The sequence below is a fragment of the Nocardia sp. NPDC059177 genome (assembly GCF_042755165.1).
In the GTDB taxonomy this organism is placed as follows: Bacteria; Actinomycetota; Actinomycetes; order Mycobacteriales; family Mycobacteriaceae; genus Nocardia.
In genome coordinates this window covers 156,265-169,858 of the sequence record NZ_JBHZBX010000007.1, presented here as the reverse complement: position 1 = coordinate 169,858, position 13,594 = coordinate 156,265, and the positions used below count along the sequence as shown (strand labels likewise).

Sequence of the window (13,594 nt, the reverse complement as noted above, 5' to 3'; positions counted from 1 at the left end):
ACCAGGCCACCAGGGAGACATCGCCCGAGAGCGGAAATCCCTGGTGGCCTGGTGATCAACTGTCCAGGTCAGGACCTGCGCACGATTCAGCGGCGCAAGGCGGTGGTGAGGTCGGTGGGGTCGGTGCGGGGAAGGTCGCAGACCGAGCCGCGGCAGACGTAGGCCGCGGGGGCGCCGCTGACGAGGGGGCGGTCGGCCAGGAGCGGGGCGGTGTCCGGTGGGGCAGCCAGGACGACGGAGCCGCCGGGGGCCGCGAGGCGGGCAGCTGCGAGGAGTTCTGTTGCGGCGGAGGAGTTCTCGGTGGCGGCGATAGCTACCTGGATCGGGCCGCGCACGGACGCTTCGGCGACGGCGAGCCAGTGGCCTGCGGTGCGGGGTGCGCGGGCCAGCAGGACGGCGCCGCGGGCGAGGGTGTGGTCGGCGAGTTCGCGGTAGCGGATCGCGCGGTCGGGCTCGGCGACCGCGGCGGCGGTCAGCAGGGCCTCGGCCAGCACCGAGGTGCCCGACGGGGTGGCGCCGTCGATCGGGTCGCGGGGGCGCGCGACCAGGGTTTCGGCGTCGTCGGCGGTGTCGAACCAGCTGCCGGGGTGGTCGGGATCGGCGAAATGGGTGATGGCGGTGTCGAGGACGAGCTGCGCGGCGGCGAGCCACTCGGGTTCGCCGGTCGCCTGATAGAGCGCGAGCAGACCGGTGACACACCAGGCGTAGTCCTCGAGCACACCGGGCGGTGCGCCGACGACACCGTCGAGGGAGGCGCGGCGCAGCCGGCCGCCGACGAGATGGACGTCGAGCAGGAAACGCCCGCACCGCGCCGCAGCGGCGATCCAGGCCGGTTCCGCCAGTGCCGCACCGGCTTCGGCGAGCGCGGTGATCGCCATGCCGTTCCAGGCGGTGACCACCTTGTCGTCCCGGGCGGGCTGCGGGCGGCGCGCGCGGATCTCCGACAGCCGCGCGCGCAACCGGTCGAACCGCGCCGCCTGTTCGGCGTCGACGGGGTCGCTGCGCCGGGTCAGCACCGAGGTGCCCTGCTCGAAATTGCCTCCGGTGGTGACACCGAAAGCCTCTGCGGCCCACACGCCGTCGAGCGGACCGAGTTCACCGATCAGCTCGCCGGGGGTCCACACATAGGTGGCGCCCTCCACCCCAGGCCCGTCCGGTTCGAGGTGGGTGTCGGCGTCGAGCGCGGAGGCGAAGCCGCCCTCGGCGGTCCCGAGATCGGCGAGCAGGAATTCGACGGTCTCGCGCGTCACCCGGTGCGGCAGCGACTCCAGCGGCGTCGCGGGCACCCGCCGTGCGAGGTGCGCGTAGGCGCGCAGCAGCAACGCGTTGTCGTAGAGCATCTTCTCGAAATGCGGTATCAGCCAGGCGTTGTCGACGGCATAGCGGGCGAAACCACCGCGCAGCTGGTCGTAGATACCGCCGCGGGCCATCGCCTCGGCGGTGCGCTCGACCAGGTCGAAGACCGCCTGCTCGCCGGTGCGTTCCCAGTGCCGCAGCAGCCCTTCCAGCAGTGCCGACGGCGGAAACTTCGGCGCTCCACCGAAACCGCCGTGCCGGCGGTCCTCGTCGGCGGCGATCGCCGGTACCGCTTTGTCGAGAAGCTCTGGGACAACGGCGAATTCGGCGTCGGGCAGCCCGGTGGCCTGCGCGCGCAGGGCCTCGGTGACCTGGTCGGCGGCCTTGTCCACGTCCTCGCGGCGGTTGCACCAGGTGTCGGTGATCGCGGTGAGCAGCTGGGTGAACGACGGCATCCCGCCGCGCGGCGCCTTGGGGTAGTAGGTGCCGCAGTAGAACGGCGCGCCGTCGGGGGTGAGGAAGCAGGTCATCGGCCAGCCGCCCTGACCGGTCATGGCGACGGTGGCGTTCATGTACACCGCGTCCAGGTCGGGGCGTTCCTCCCGGTCGACCTTCACACACACGAACCCGGCGTTCATCTGCTCGGCGGTGGCGAGGTCCTCGAACGACTCGTGCGCCATCACATGGCACCAGTGACAGGAGGCGTAACCGATCGAGAGCAGGATCGGCACATCCCGATCCGCCGCCTCGGCCAGCGCATCGGCGCCCCACTCCTGCCAATGCACCGGGTTGTCGGCGTGCTGACGAAGGTACGGCGAAGTCGCGCCACCCAACCGGTTCATACCGCCACTCTAGGACCCGGCCGCGAACCTCGCGGGCGAGCCACCGCCCGGCCGGGAAAGCACCGCTGGACGGGGCCTGGCTGGGGCATGATGGAGACACGACTCCCCTCGTGCGATCGAGCAACGAAGACGCGAAAGACGCTGATGACACCGCAGCTGACCCTCTCCGAACAGCGCGCCGCGCTGGAGCGGGAGTGGGCCGAGTGGATACCGGCGGGTAGGTCCGCGCCGGGACGCAGTTCGGCGGTCCGCACCGAAGTCGCGCAGTCGTGGCTGCGGTCGCTGCGGACGGTCGATCCGGCCCGCGAGCACGCGCCGGCCAGTGCCACCGATATCGGCCCGCAGTGGGCGCGCTCGCCGCTGCGCGCACCGGTGACGGCCCTGACCGAGCAGTTGCACAGCGTCGCCGACGACGCCGGCTACGTCGCGGCCGTCACCGACGCCTCCGGCACGATCCTGTGGACCTGCGGCGGACAGGTCATGCGCAAACGCGCCGAACAGGTGAACTTCGCGCCGGGCGGCCGCTGGGACGAGGCGCACATGGGCACCAACGCGCTGTCGCTGGCCTTGCGCACCGATCAGCCGCACACCGTGTTCTCCGCCGAACATCTCGTCGCCGCGCTGCACGGCTGGGTCTGTTACTGCGCCCCGATCCGCGCCGCCGACGGCACCCTGCTCGGCGTGCTCGACCTGTCGACCACCTGGCAGCGCTCACATCCGCTGGCGATGGCCACCGTGCGCACCATGGTCGCCGCCATCGAATCGACACTGCACACCGCGGCGCCCGCCCCGACCGGGATGCGGCTGACCTGCCTCGGCACCGGCCGGTTGACCCGCGACGGCACCCCGATCCGCCTGCGCCCACGTCACCTCGAGATCCTCACCCTGCTCGCCCTCGACGACGACGGCTACAACCACGAGCGCCTGCACCACGCCGTCTACGGTGACCGCGCGGTCGGCGCGAGCACCCTCAAATCGGAGATGTCCTACCTGCGCCGCGCGACCGGCGGCGAGATCAGCAGCCGCGTCTACCGCTTCACCACTCCGCTGTCGTGCGACGCCGTCGACGTCCTGCGCGCCCTGGCGGCAGGCGACCTCGACACCGCCGTGCGCCTCTATCACGGTCCGCTGCTCCCCGATTCGGAGACACCCGGGATCAGCGAGTGGCGCGACCACCTCGAGGTGGCGATGCGCGACGCCGTCCTGTCCAGCCCCGACCCGCACCACGCCCTCACCTACGGCGATGCCGCGCCCGACGACATCGCCGTCCACGAACACGCCCTCACCCTGCTCCCCACCCGCGACCCCCGCCGCGCCGTCGCCACCGCCCGCCTGCACACCGCCCACCGAACCTGATCGCCGCCACATCAGTCGGGTTCAACGTTTCATCAACCCTCGCGGCGCATAGTGACAGGCATCACGATTCACCGGAATCAGCGAGGAGACCGTACTCATGATCTACGCCAAGCCGGGCACCGAGGGCAGCATCGTCAGCTACGCGCCGCGGTACGACAACTTCATCGACGGCAAGTGGGTTCCGCCGGTGGAGGGCCGGTACTTCGAGAACACCTCGCCGGTCGACGGTCAGCCGTTCTGCGAGATCGCCCGCTCGACGGCCGCCGATGTGGAGCTCGCTCTCGATGCCGCGCATCGCGCCGCGCCGGCCTGGGGTGAGACCTCCCCGGCCGATCGCGCCAACATCATCAACAAGATCGCCGACCGGATCGAGGCCAATCTCGAGGCCCTCGCCGTCGCCGAGACCTGGGACAACGGCAAACCGGTCCGCGAGACCCTGGCCGCCGACCTGCCGCTGGCGGTGGATCACTTCCGCTACTTCGCCGGCGTGCTGCGCGCGCAGGAGGGTGGGATCAGCGAGGTCGACAAGGACACCATCGCCTACCACTTCCACGAGCCGCTCGGCGTTGTCGCCCAGATCATTCCGTGGAACTTCCCGATCCTGATGGCCACCTGGAAGCTGGCGCCCGCGCTGGCCGCGGGCAACGCGGTGGTGCTCAAGCCCGCCGAGCAGACCCCGGCCTCGATCATGAAGGTCGTCGAGCTCATCGCCGATCTGCTGCCGCCGGGTGTGCTCAACGTGGTCAACGGTTTCGGTGTGGAGGCGGGCAAGCCGCTGGCGTCGAGCCCGCGCGTGGCGAAGGTCGCCTTCACCGGTGAGACCACCACCGGCAGGCTGATCATGCAGTACGCCAGCGAGAACATCATCCCGGTGACCCTGGAGCTGGGTGGCAAGAGCCCCAACATCTTCCTGCCCGATGTCATGGCCGCCGACGACGACTTCCTCGACAAGGCGATCGAGGGTTTCGTGATGTTCGCGCTCAACCAGGGCGAGGTCTGCACCTGTCCCTCGCGCGCGCTGATCGCCTCCTCGATCTACGACGAGTTCATGGCCCGCTGCATCGAGCGCACCAAGGCGATCGTCAGCGGCAACCCGCTCGACGAGGCCACCATGATCGGCGCGCAGGCCAGCAACGACCAGTTCGAGAAGATCCTGTCCTACATCGACATCGGCAAGAAGGAAGGCGCCGAGGTGCTCACCGGCGGCGCGGTGCGCAGCGTCGACGGGCTGGCCGACGGCTTCTACATCGAGCCGACGATCTTCAAGGGCCGCAACGACATGCGCGTGTTCCAGGAGGAGATCTTCGGCCCGGTCGTCGCGGTGACCACCTTCGATTCCACCGACGAAGCGCTGAAGATCGCCAACGACACCCTCTACGGCCTCGGCGCCGGCGTGTGGACGCGCGATATGAACACCGCCTACCGCCTGGGCCGCGGTATCAAGGCGGGCCGGGTGTGGACGAACTGCTACCACGCCTACCCCGCGCACGCGGCGTTCGGTGGTTACAAGAAGTCCGGCATCGGCCGCGAGAACCACAAGATGATGCTCGAGCACTACCAGCAGACCAAGAACCTGCTGGTCAGCTACTCACCGCAGAAGCTCGGCTTCTTCTGATGGGGCGGCGCTGATGGTTCGGCGGGTCGACCTCACCGACCAGGCGGCGACGCTGCTGCGGGAACTGACCGGGCAGCACGGCCCGGTCATGTTCCATCAGTCCGGCGGCTGCTGCGACGGCAGCTCCCCGATGTGCTACCCACGCGGTGAATTCCGCGTGGGGGCCTCGGATGTGCTGCTCGGCTACCTGCCCGGGGAGACGCCGTTCTGGATGAGTGCCGACCAGTACGCGTATTGGAAGCACACGCATCTCACTGTCGACGTGGTGAAGGGCCGCGGCAGCGGGTTCTCGCTCGAGGCACCCGAGGGCGTGCGGTTCCTGATCCGCTCGCGACTGCTCACCGACGAGGAGGTGACCGTACTGGAATCCCAGCCGCCGCCGGCCACCGGCGATACGGTTCCCCAGTGAGGTGAGAACACCGGGAAAGGAGGCGGCACCCGATGACCGTGTACCGCAGTCCCGTCGGCGTCACGACCTACACCTTCGACGGTCTGATCGATCTGCTGGCCAAAGCGACACCCGAACGCAGCGGTGACCAGCTGGCCGGTTGCGCCGCCGCGACCGACGCCGAACGGGCGGCCGCGCAGTGGGCGCTGGCCGAGGTGCCCCTGACCACCTTCCTCACCGAAGTCCTGGTGCCCTACGAGACCGACGAGGTCACCCGGCTGATCATCGACAGTCACGACCGCGCCGCCTTCGCGCCGATCGCGCACCTCACGGTCGGTGGGTTGCGGGACTGGCTGTTGGCGGTCGCGGTGACCGAGGAGGCCGCGACGACACTGGCCGCGGTGTCGCCGGGGCTGACGCCGGAGATGGTGGCGGCAGTCAGCAAGATCATGCGCAACCAGGACCTGATCGCCGTCGCCAAGGCAGCGGTGGTGACCGCCGGTTTCCGCACCACCATCGGCCTGCCCGGCCGTTTGAGCACCCGGCTGCAACCCAATCACCCCACCGACGACCCGCGCGGCATCGCCGCGGCCACCCTCGACGGCCTGCTGCTCGGCTGCGGTGACGCGGTGATCGGGGTCAACCCGGCCACCGATTCCCCGCAGTCCACCGCCGAGCTGCTGCGCCTGCTCGACGAGATGCGCCAGCGCTTCGACATCCCCACCCAGTCGTGCGTGCTCACCCACGTCACCACCACCATCGGACTGATCGAGGCGGGCGCACCGGTGGACCTGGTTTTCCAGTCGGTGGCGGGCACCGAACGCGCCAATACCGGTTTCGGCGTGAACATCTCGCTGCTGCGCGAGGGCAACGAGGCCGGGCGTTCACTCGGGCGCGGCACCGTCGGCGACAATGTGATGTATCTGGAGACCGGGCAGGGTTCGGCATTGAGCGCGAATGCCCATCTGGGCGTGGGTGATCGGCCGGTCGACCAGCAGACCCTGGAAGCCCGCGCCTACGCCGTCGCCCGGGATCTGCGCCCGCTGCTGGTGAACACGGTGGTCGGGTTCATCGGGCCCGAATACCTCTACGACGGCAAGCAGATCATCCGCGCCGGGCTGGAGGACCACTTCTGCGGCAAGCTGCTCGGCCTGCCCATGGGCGTGGACGTCTGCTACACCAACCACGCCGAGGCCGACTCCGACGACATGGACACCCTGCTCACCCTGCTCGGCGCAGCCGGCTGCGCCTTCGTCATCACGGTGCCCGGCGCCGACGACGTCATGCTCGGCTACCAGAGCCTGAGCTTCCACGACGCCCTCTACGCACGCCAGGTGCTCGACCTGCGCCCCGCACCGGAATTCGAGTCATGGCTGTCCGGCCTCGGCATGCTCGACACGAAAGGCCGTGTACGCCACGTGGAACCGCTGTCCTCACCCCTGCGCGCACTGGCGGGCCCCCGATGAACACTCCCCCTCCGCGGCAACCCCGAATGCCTCCGTCCGCCGCCCTCGCCGGACCAGCACCGAATCCCCCCGCGAACGACCGAACCCCAGCATCCGCGCCCTCAACTACCAACACGCCACCGAACGAAGCGACGGCGCGCCCGTCCACCCCATCGCAGGCAAGGCCGGTGCTCGCCGCTACAAGCGATGCCACACCCGAACACGGTGCGGCACAAAAATTCTGGGCCGAACTGCAGCACAGCACCCAGGCCAGGATCGGACTCGGGCGCACCGGCGACGCCCTGCCGACCACCGACGTCTTGACGCTGCGGGCCGCGCACGCCGCCGCCAGGGACGCGGTGCACGTGCCCCTGGAGCTCGACACGTTCACCGCGCGGATCGCGGGTATCGGCCTGGGCACGCCGGTCCCGGTGACCAGCCGCGCCGCCGACCGCCCGGAATACCTGCGCCGCCCCGACCTCGGCCGCCTGCCCGCCGACCTGTCCGGCATCGAGCACAGCGGCGCCGATATCGGTGTCGTCCTCGCCGACGGCCTGTCCCCCCGCGCGCTCACCGATCACGGCGCAGGCCTGCTCGCCGCCCTCGCCGCCGAACTCACCGACCGCTACACCCTCGCCGCACCGGTGATCGCCACCCAGGCCCGCGTCGCCCTGGGCGACCACATCGGCGCGGCCCTCGGCGTCCGCACCGTCCTGGTCCTCATCGGCGAACGCCCCGGCCTCTCGGTCGCCGACAGCCTGGGCATCTACCTCACCCATCTCCCCCGCCCCGGCCGCACCGACGCCGAACGCAACTGCGTCTCCAACATCCACCCACCCGACGGCCTCACCTACTCCGATGCCGCCCGCGTGGTAGCCGGCCTGGTCGCCGGCGCCCACACCCTCGGCCGCTCCGGCGTCGACCTGAAGGACACCTCCCGCACCCTGCCCGGATCCGAAACACGCTCCATCACACCGTCATCGTGAGCTGACCCAGACACTCCGGTGGTGCGATGCCCGTTCGATATGAACCGGGGGCGGTCTGGCAATAGTGTGATCTCATGATCCGCACCGCCGCCCTCGCCCATGTCCGCGACCGCAGGCTGATCCAGACGCGCCCGGAAGGCAAAGACGTCTTCTACATGGCGGGCGGCAAGATCGATCCGGGCGAAACACCGTTAGAGGCGTTACATCGCGAGATCGAGGAAGAACTCGGCGTCGGGCTGTTCGGGGTAGCCGAACTCGGCATCTTCGAGGCGGAGGCGTTCGGCCACGGCCGCAACACCGGCCTGCACATGACCTGTTTCCGGGCCGAACTCACCGGCGAACCCTACGCGACCGGCGAGATCGCCGAGTTCCGCTACTTCACCGTCAGCGAATACGCCGCCATGGAACACGTCGCGCCGGGGTCGATGCTGGTCTTCAAGCACCTGCACGAACTCGACCTGATCGACTGGTAGTTCGCCGGGGCAACGATTCCGCATCGCCCGAAACACTTGATGCGACAACCACGATGGCACTGTCATGGAGATGACCTCGTCGGAGCGGCGGGCTGCGCTACGTCAGCTCGTCGTCCTGTTCGGCTTGATGAACACCATGGTCGAACTGAGCGCGCGGGGTGCGCCGCGCGGGCTCAGCGAGCACGCAACCACCGCGCGCGACCTCGTCGGTGAACTGGTGACCGACTTCGCCCAGGCGGGCTAAGGCGATTTCGGCGGGTCGGAGTTCTCGTTGTCCGCGGGAATCGCGCCGGGTTCGGTGCCGTCGTCGGCCTTCTGGTCCGGTTCCGGATGTTCGGGCTCGAACGTCTCGGGCAAGCCCTTGAGATGCTTGTTCATCGACCGGACCAGCAGCACCGTGCCCGCCAGCAGGACCAGCACGATCAGCAGACCCAGCGGCGAGGCCTTGCCGAACTCGGGGCCGGTGGGGGTGTTCTGCGCGAGAAGAGCCAACATCACCGGTCGGCGTCCTCGATGCCGGCGAACAGGTCGGTCTCCGGGATAGCGGTGGACACTCTGGTCTTGGCCAATTCGAACTCCTCGGTCGGCCAGAGCCGCTGCTGCAATTCCAGCGGGATCGCGAAGAACGCCCCGTTGGGATCGATCTGGGTCGCGTGCGCGCGCAGGGCGTCGTCACGCTGGGGGAAGTATTTCGAGCACTCGATCTGGGTGGTGACCCGCGCCCACGCGTCGTCGCGTTTGTACTGGCGCATCCGGTCCAGCCACTCCTGGAGCGGGAAGGGTTCACCGGTGCGCTCGTACTCGCCGGCGAAGGCTTCCAGCCGCTTCATCGAGAAGCCGTGGTCGTAGTACAGCTTGAGCGGCGCCCACGGCTCGCCCGCGCCGGGAAACCGCGACGCGTCACCGGCCGCCTCGTAGGCCGCCATCGACACCTCGTGGCAGCGGATGTGGTCAGGGTGCGGGTAGCCACCGTTCTCGTCGTAGGTGGTGATCACGTGCGGGCGGAACTCCCGCACGACCTTGACCAGCGCCTCGGTGGACTCCTCGAGCGGCACCAGCGCGAAGCAGCCCTCGGGTAGCGGCGGCAGCGGGTCGCCCTCGGGCAACCCGGAGTCGACGAAGCCGAGCCACTGCTGACGCACACCCAGCGCGTGCGCGGCCGCGGCCATTTCCTCGCGGCGCACCTCTTCGATCCGGTCCAGCACACCGGGGGTGTCCATGGCCGGGTTGAGGATGCTGCCGCGCTCACCACCGGTCAACGTCACGACCAGCACGTCGACGCCCTCGGCGGCGTAGCGTGCCGTGGTCGCGGCGCCCTTGCTCGATTCGTCGTCGGGGTGGGCGTGCACAGCCATGAGGCGAAGGCCACTCACGTCTCGTTCACCATCGCTCTCGCTCGCGGGTGTCAGAACTACGTTCCCTATAGTTCCATCCGACCCCCCGTTTGTTCCGACCACCCCCGGGAGCGAGAAACCGATGAGCGAACCCGCACCGGACTCCGCGGCGAGCTCGGCCGCCGCAGCCGCACGACACGCCGACCGTTACGGCAAGAAGCCACCGGCGCGTCGGCTGTGGCTGATGGTTCTGCTCGGCGTGGGCGTCGTCGTCGCCGGGTTCGCCGTGGCCTATCTGGGCTTCCAGAAGTACGGGCCGAAGGCGATCGAGACCGAGCAGCTCGGCTACGTGGTCGTCGACGACTCGACTCTCGAGGTGCGGATGAAGGTCACCCGCGACGAGCCGCAGCGCGCGGTCGTCTGCTTCGTGCGGGCGATGGATCGCGACGGCGCCGAGGTGGGCAGGCGCGAGGTCCTGGTGCCCGGATCCGGCTCCCCCGCCGTGCAGGTGACCACCACGGTCAAGTCCTCGGCACGGGCCTCGGCGGGCGACATCTACGGCTGCACCGAGGACGTTCCGGCCTATCTGCGACTGCCATAGGACCGCGTCCGCCTAGCCTGACCTGCATATTTATGAGACATGCTAAAATGGCTTGATACACGGTTCCGGGGCTCGGAGCCGTGTTTGCTGCATTGGCGGCCAGCGGTGCTGTTTCCGGGTAACGGGTTCACCCCCCAGGATCGCTCCAGCCGTCGGGCTGGCGCATGTCCTCGCACCGCGAGGCGATCGCGCCGGTTTCAGGGAATCCCGGTCCGCCGGGAACAACTACTAGGGAGTGATCGAGATGACCGAGAATGTGACCTGGCTTACCCAGGAGTCGCACGACAGGCTCAAGGGCGAGCTGGACTCGCTCATTGCCAATCGTCCGGTCATTGCCGCCGAGATCAACGAGCGTCGCGAAGAAGGCGACCTCAAGGAGAACGGCGGCTACCACGCCGCGCGTGAGGAGCAGGGCCAGCAGGAGGCGCGTATCCGCCAGCTGCAGGAGCTGCTGAACAACGCCAAGGTCGGCGTCGCCCCCACCAAATCCGGTGTCGCGCTCCCGGGCTCGGTCGTCACCGTCTACTACGACGGTGACGAAGGCGACACCGAGACCTTCCTCATCGCTACCCGCGAAGAGGGCCTCGGTGCCACCGATCTCGAGACCTACTCGCCCAACTCGCCGCTGGGCGGCGCGCTGATCGACGCCAAGGTCGGCGAGACCCGCGAGTACACGCTGCCCAACGGCAACACCATGAAGGTGACCTTGGTCAGCGCGGAGCCGTACCACAGCTGAGCCCGGACCCACCGAGCCCGCACGGAAAGAACCCGAACGCGAGCGGCCGCATCCGAACATCGGATGCGGCCGCTTCGTCATTGCAGGGAGTCCGTCTCAGCTCAATGCCTGTTCGACATCGGCGAGCAGGTCGCTGATGTCCTCGATGCCGACCGAGAGCCGGACCAGATCCGCAGGCACCTCCAGCGCGGAACCCTCGGTGCTGGCGTGGGTCATCGCGCCCGGGTGCTCGATCAGCGATTCCACGCCGCCGAGGGATTCGGCGAGGGTGAAGATCTCGGTGCGCGAGCAGAACTTCAGCGCCGCTTCCCGGCCGCCGGCCAGGCGCACCGAGATCATGCCGCCGCTGCGGCGCATCTGCTTCTGCGCGATCTCGTAGCCGGGATGGGTGGGCAGGCCCGGGTAGATGACCTGCGAGATGGCCGGGTGGTTGGCCAGGAACTGCGCGATCACCTCGGCGTTGTCGCAGTGCTTCTCCATCCGCACCGCGAGGGTCTTGATGCCGCGCATGGTCAGGAAGGCGTCGAACGGGCCGGGGACCGCGCCCGCGCCGTTCTGCAGGAACGCGAAGGCCTTGTCGAGCTCGGCGTCGCTGGTGATCAGCGCGCCACCGACGACATCGGAGTGACCACCCAGGTACTTGGTGGTGGAGTGCACCACGATGTCGGCGCCCAGCAGCAGCGGCTGCTGCAGGTAGGGGGTGGCGAAGGTGTTGTCGACGACGAGCTTGGCCCCGGCGCCGTGCGCGATGTCGGCCAGCGCGGGGATGTCACCGATGCTCAGCAGCGGGTTGGTCGGGGTCTCGACCCACACCAGCTTGGTGTTGGGGCGGATCGCCGCGCGCACCGCGTCGAGGTCGGCGATGTGGGCGGGCGAGTGCTCGATCCCCCACTGGCTGAAGACCTTGTCGATGAGCCGGAAGGTGCCGCCGTAGGCGTCGTCGGGGATGACGATGTGGTCGCCGGGGCGCAGGGTGGCGCGCAGCGCGCAGTCGGTAGCAGCCATGCCGGAGGCGAAGGCGCGACCGAAGCTGCCCGATTCGAGGGCGGCGAGATTGGCTTCGAGTGCCGTGCGCGTGGGATTGCCGGTGCGCGCGTACTCGTAGCCGCCGCGCATGCCGCCCACGCCGTCCTGGGCGAAGGTCGAGCTCGCGTAGATCGGCACATTGACCGCGCCGGTCTGAGGATCGGGTTCATATCCGGCGTGCACGGCCCTGGTCGAGAATCCCAGCTCACTCATGGCCTCAGACTAGTTGGCCGGTTTCGCCGCGCTGTGCGGGGGTACAGGCGTGCACGAAGTGTCGGATTCGCCCGGCACGCTGCCATTAGGCTGGCCCCATGGTGACTGTCGAGGAACTCTTCGCAATCGATCCGTTGCTCTCGCCGGAGGAGCGCGAAATCCGCGACACGGTCGCGCGATTCGGCGAGCGCAGGCTGCGCCCGCAGATCGCCGACTGGTTCGAGCTCGGCACCTTCCCCGCCCGCGAGATCGCGCCGGAGCTGGGCAAGCTGGGCCTGCTCGGCATGCATCTCGACGGCTACGGCTGCGCGGGCGCCTCGGCCACCGCCTACGGCCTGGCCTGCCAGGAACTCGAGGCCGTCGACTCCGGCGTGCGCAGCATGGTGTCGGTGCAGGGCTCGCTGGCCATGACCGCCATCCACTTCTACGGATCCGAGGAACAGAAGCAGCAGTACCTGCCCTCGATGGCGGCCGGTGAGCTGATCGGCTGCTTCGGGCTGACCGAACCCGACTACGGCTCCAACCCCGGCGGTATGCGGACCAGGGCGCGCCGCGACGGCGACGACTGGGTGCTCAACGGGTCCAAGATGTGGATCACCAACGGCTCGGTCGCCGATGTCGCCGTGGTCTGGGCCTATGCCGAGGAGCCGGGGCAGGACAAGCCGCGAGTGCGCGGTTTCCTGGTGCCCGCAGGCACTCCCGGTTTCACCACCCGGGAACTGCACCGCAAGCTGTCGCTGCGCGCATCACTCACCGCCGCACTGGATTTCGACGATGTGCGGCTGCCCGCCGACGCGGTGCTGCCCGCATCGGGTGGCCTGAGTTCACCACTGGCCTGCCTGAGCGAGGCGCGTTTCGGCATCGTCTTCGGCGCGCTGGGCGCGGCCCGCGACTGCCTGGCCGCGACCATCGACTACGCCCGCACCCGCGAGGTGTTCGACAAGCCGCTGGCCGGCTACCAGCTCACCCAGGCCAAGCTCGCCGACATGGCCCTCGAACTGGGCAAGGGACAGCTGCTCGCGCTGCACCTGGGCCGGTTGAAGGACCGGCACGAGATCACCGGCGAGCAGATCAGCGCGGGCAAACTCAACAGCACCCGCGAGGCCATCGCCATCGCCCGCGAATGCCGGACCATCCTGGGCGCCAACGGGATCACCCTCGACTACCCGGTGCTGCGGCACGCGAACAACCTCGAGTCGGTGCTCACCTACGAGGGCACCGCCGAGGTGCATCAGCTGGTCATCGGCAAGGCGCTCACCGACGCCAACGCCTTCCGGTAGGCC

14 protein-coding genes are annotated in these 13,594 nt (G+C 69.2%); 10 read left to right on the top strand and 4 right to left on the bottom strand.

All coding sequences use genetic code 11. The features are described from left to right. Positions 1–86 precede the first annotated feature (86 nt). On the bottom strand, positions 87–2,138 hold the full coding sequence (locus tag ACFXK0_RS11590) for a thioredoxin domain-containing protein (protein ID WP_379410026.1): 2,052 nt from the start codon (positions 2,136–2,138) through the stop codon (positions 87–89). Positions 2,139–2,282: 144 nt separating this feature from the next. Between ACFXK0_RS11590 and ACFXK0_RS11585 the strand changes: the two genes are divergently transcribed. From ACFXK0_RS11585 to ACFXK0_RS11555, 7 genes are all read left to right on the top strand, one after another. Then, positions 2,283–3,494 carry a GAF domain-containing protein gene (locus ACFXK0_RS11585; protein ID WP_379410025.1) on the top strand — a complete coding sequence of 404 codons (1,212 nt, stop codon included), beginning with the start codon at positions 2,283–2,285 and terminating at the stop codon, positions 3,492–3,494. A 97-nt stretch (positions 3,495–3,591) separates the two neighbouring features. Next, the gene (gene adh, locus ACFXK0_RS11580) at positions 3,592–5,109 is read left to right on the top strand and encodes an aldehyde dehydrogenase (RefSeq protein WP_379410023.1); all 1,518 of its coding nucleotides are present in this window, start codon (positions 3,592–3,594) and stop codon (positions 5,107–5,109) included. A 13-nt stretch (positions 5,110–5,122) separates the two neighbouring features. Then, entirely contained in the window at positions 5,123–5,518 is a 396-nt protein-coding gene (locus tag ACFXK0_RS11575; RefSeq protein WP_379410021.1) for a DUF779 domain-containing protein, read from the top strand. A gap of 32 nt (positions 5,519–5,550) precedes the next feature. Continuing rightward, positions 5,551–6,963, top strand: coding sequence for an ethanolamine ammonia-lyase subunit EutB (locus ACFXK0_RS11570; RefSeq protein WP_379410019.1), 1,413 nt, complete (start codon positions 5,551–5,553; stop codon positions 6,961–6,963). Between the two features lie 167 nt (positions 6,964–7,130). Next, positions 7,131–7,928 (top strand): ethanolamine ammonia-lyase subunit EutC, encoded by a 798-nt coding sequence (gene eutC, locus ACFXK0_RS11565; RefSeq protein WP_379410018.1) that lies wholly within the window; start codon positions 7,131–7,133, stop codon positions 7,926–7,928. 74 nt (positions 7,929–8,002) lie between these two features. Continuing rightward, the gene (locus ACFXK0_RS11560; protein ID WP_379410017.1) at positions 8,003–8,401 is read left to right on the top strand and encodes an NUDIX domain-containing protein; all 399 of its coding nucleotides are present in this window, start codon (positions 8,003–8,005) and stop codon (positions 8,399–8,401) included. Between the two features lie 70 nt (positions 8,402–8,471). Continuing rightward, complete coding sequence (locus tag ACFXK0_RS11555) at positions 8,472–8,645, top strand: hypothetical protein (protein WP_379410016.1); 174 nt, start codon at positions 8,472–8,474, stop codon at positions 8,643–8,645. Here the strand turns inward: ACFXK0_RS11555 and ACFXK0_RS11550 are convergent. Then, entirely contained in the window at positions 8,642–8,896 is a 255-nt protein-coding gene (locus ACFXK0_RS11550; RefSeq protein WP_379410159.1) for a hypothetical protein, read from the bottom strand. The genes ACFXK0_RS11555 and ACFXK0_RS11550 overlap by 4 nt on opposite strands. Then, positions 8,896–9,756, bottom strand: a complete 861-nt coding sequence (gene mca, locus ACFXK0_RS11545; protein WP_379410015.1) for a mycothiol conjugate amidase Mca — start codon at positions 9,754–9,756, stop codon at positions 8,896–8,898. The genes ACFXK0_RS11550 and mca overlap by 1 nt, the downstream gene beginning before the upstream one ends. Before the next feature lie 121 nt (positions 9,757–9,877). Here mca and ACFXK0_RS11540 point away from each other — a divergent pair, with 121 nt between their 5' ends. Together ACFXK0_RS11540 and greA are read left to right on the top strand one after the other, a co-directional pair. Then, positions 9,878–10,336: a DUF4307 domain-containing protein gene (locus tag ACFXK0_RS11540; protein WP_379410014.1), complete on the top strand. Its 459-nt coding sequence runs from the start codon at positions 9,878–9,880 to the stop codon at positions 10,334–10,336. A gap of 244 nt (positions 10,337–10,580) precedes the next feature. Beyond that, positions 10,581–11,072: a transcription elongation factor GreA gene (gene greA / locus ACFXK0_RS11535; RefSeq protein ID WP_379410013.1), complete on the top strand. Its 492-nt coding sequence runs from the start codon at positions 10,581–10,583 to the stop codon at positions 11,070–11,072. A gap of 96 nt (positions 11,073–11,168) precedes the next feature. On the opposite strand, the gene ACFXK0_RS11530 is transcribed toward greA, so the two are convergent. Next, positions 11,169–12,311: a cystathionine gamma-synthase gene (locus ACFXK0_RS11530; protein ID WP_379410012.1), complete on the bottom strand. Its 1,143-nt coding sequence runs from the start codon at positions 12,309–12,311 to the stop codon at positions 11,169–11,171. 98 nt (positions 12,312–12,409) lie between these two features. Here ACFXK0_RS11530 and ACFXK0_RS11525 point away from each other — a divergent pair, with 98 nt between their 5' ends. Continuing rightward, positions 12,410–13,591 (top strand): acyl-CoA dehydrogenase family protein, encoded by a 1,182-nt coding sequence (locus tag ACFXK0_RS11525; RefSeq protein ID WP_379410011.1) that lies wholly within the window; start codon positions 12,410–12,412, stop codon positions 13,589–13,591. Positions 13,592–13,594: the final 3 nt, after the last annotated feature.

Coding starts and splice junctions, on each gene's coding strand:
- ACFXK0_RS11530 (WP_379410012.1), bottom strand. CDS start 12,311: ATGAGTGAGCTGGGATTCTCGACCAGGGCCGTGCACGCCGGATATGAA.
- ACFXK0_RS11585 (WP_379410025.1), top strand. CDS start 2,283: ATGACACCGCAGCTGACCCTCTCCGAACAGCGCGCCGCGCTGGAGCGG.
- mca (WP_379410015.1), bottom strand. CDS start 9,756: ATGGCTGTGCACGCCCACCCCGACGACGAATCGAGCAAGGGCGCCGCG.
- ACFXK0_RS11540 (WP_379410014.1), top strand. CDS start 9,878: ATGAGCGAACCCGCACCGGACTCCGCGGCGAGCTCGGCCGCCGCAGCC.
- ACFXK0_RS11570 (WP_379410019.1), top strand. CDS start 5,551: ATGACCGTGTACCGCAGTCCCGTCGGCGTCACGACCTACACCTTCGAC.
- ACFXK0_RS11575 (WP_379410021.1), top strand. CDS start 5,123: ATGGTTCGGCGGGTCGACCTCACCGACCAGGCGGCGACGCTGCTGCGG.
- adh (WP_379410023.1), top strand. CDS start 3,592: ATGATCTACGCCAAGCCGGGCACCGAGGGCAGCATCGTCAGCTACGCG.
- ACFXK0_RS11555 (WP_379410016.1), top strand. CDS start 8,472: ATGACCTCGTCGGAGCGGCGGGCTGCGCTACGTCAGCTCGTCGTCCTG.
- greA (WP_379410013.1), top strand. CDS start 10,581: ATGACCGAGAATGTGACCTGGCTTACCCAGGAGTCGCACGACAGGCTC.
- ACFXK0_RS11590 (WP_379410026.1), bottom strand. CDS start 2,138: ATGAACCGGTTGGGTGGCGCGACTTCGCCGTACCTTCGTCAGCACGCC.
- ACFXK0_RS11525 (WP_379410011.1), top strand. CDS start 12,410: ATGGTGACTGTCGAGGAACTCTTCGCAATCGATCCGTTGCTCTCGCCG.
- ACFXK0_RS11550 (WP_379410159.1), bottom strand. CDS start 8,896: ATGTTGGCTCTTCTCGCGCAGAACACCCCCACCGGCCCCGAGTTCGGC.
- ACFXK0_RS11560 (WP_379410017.1), top strand. CDS start 8,003: ATGATCCGCACCGCCGCCCTCGCCCATGTCCGCGACCGCAGGCTGATC.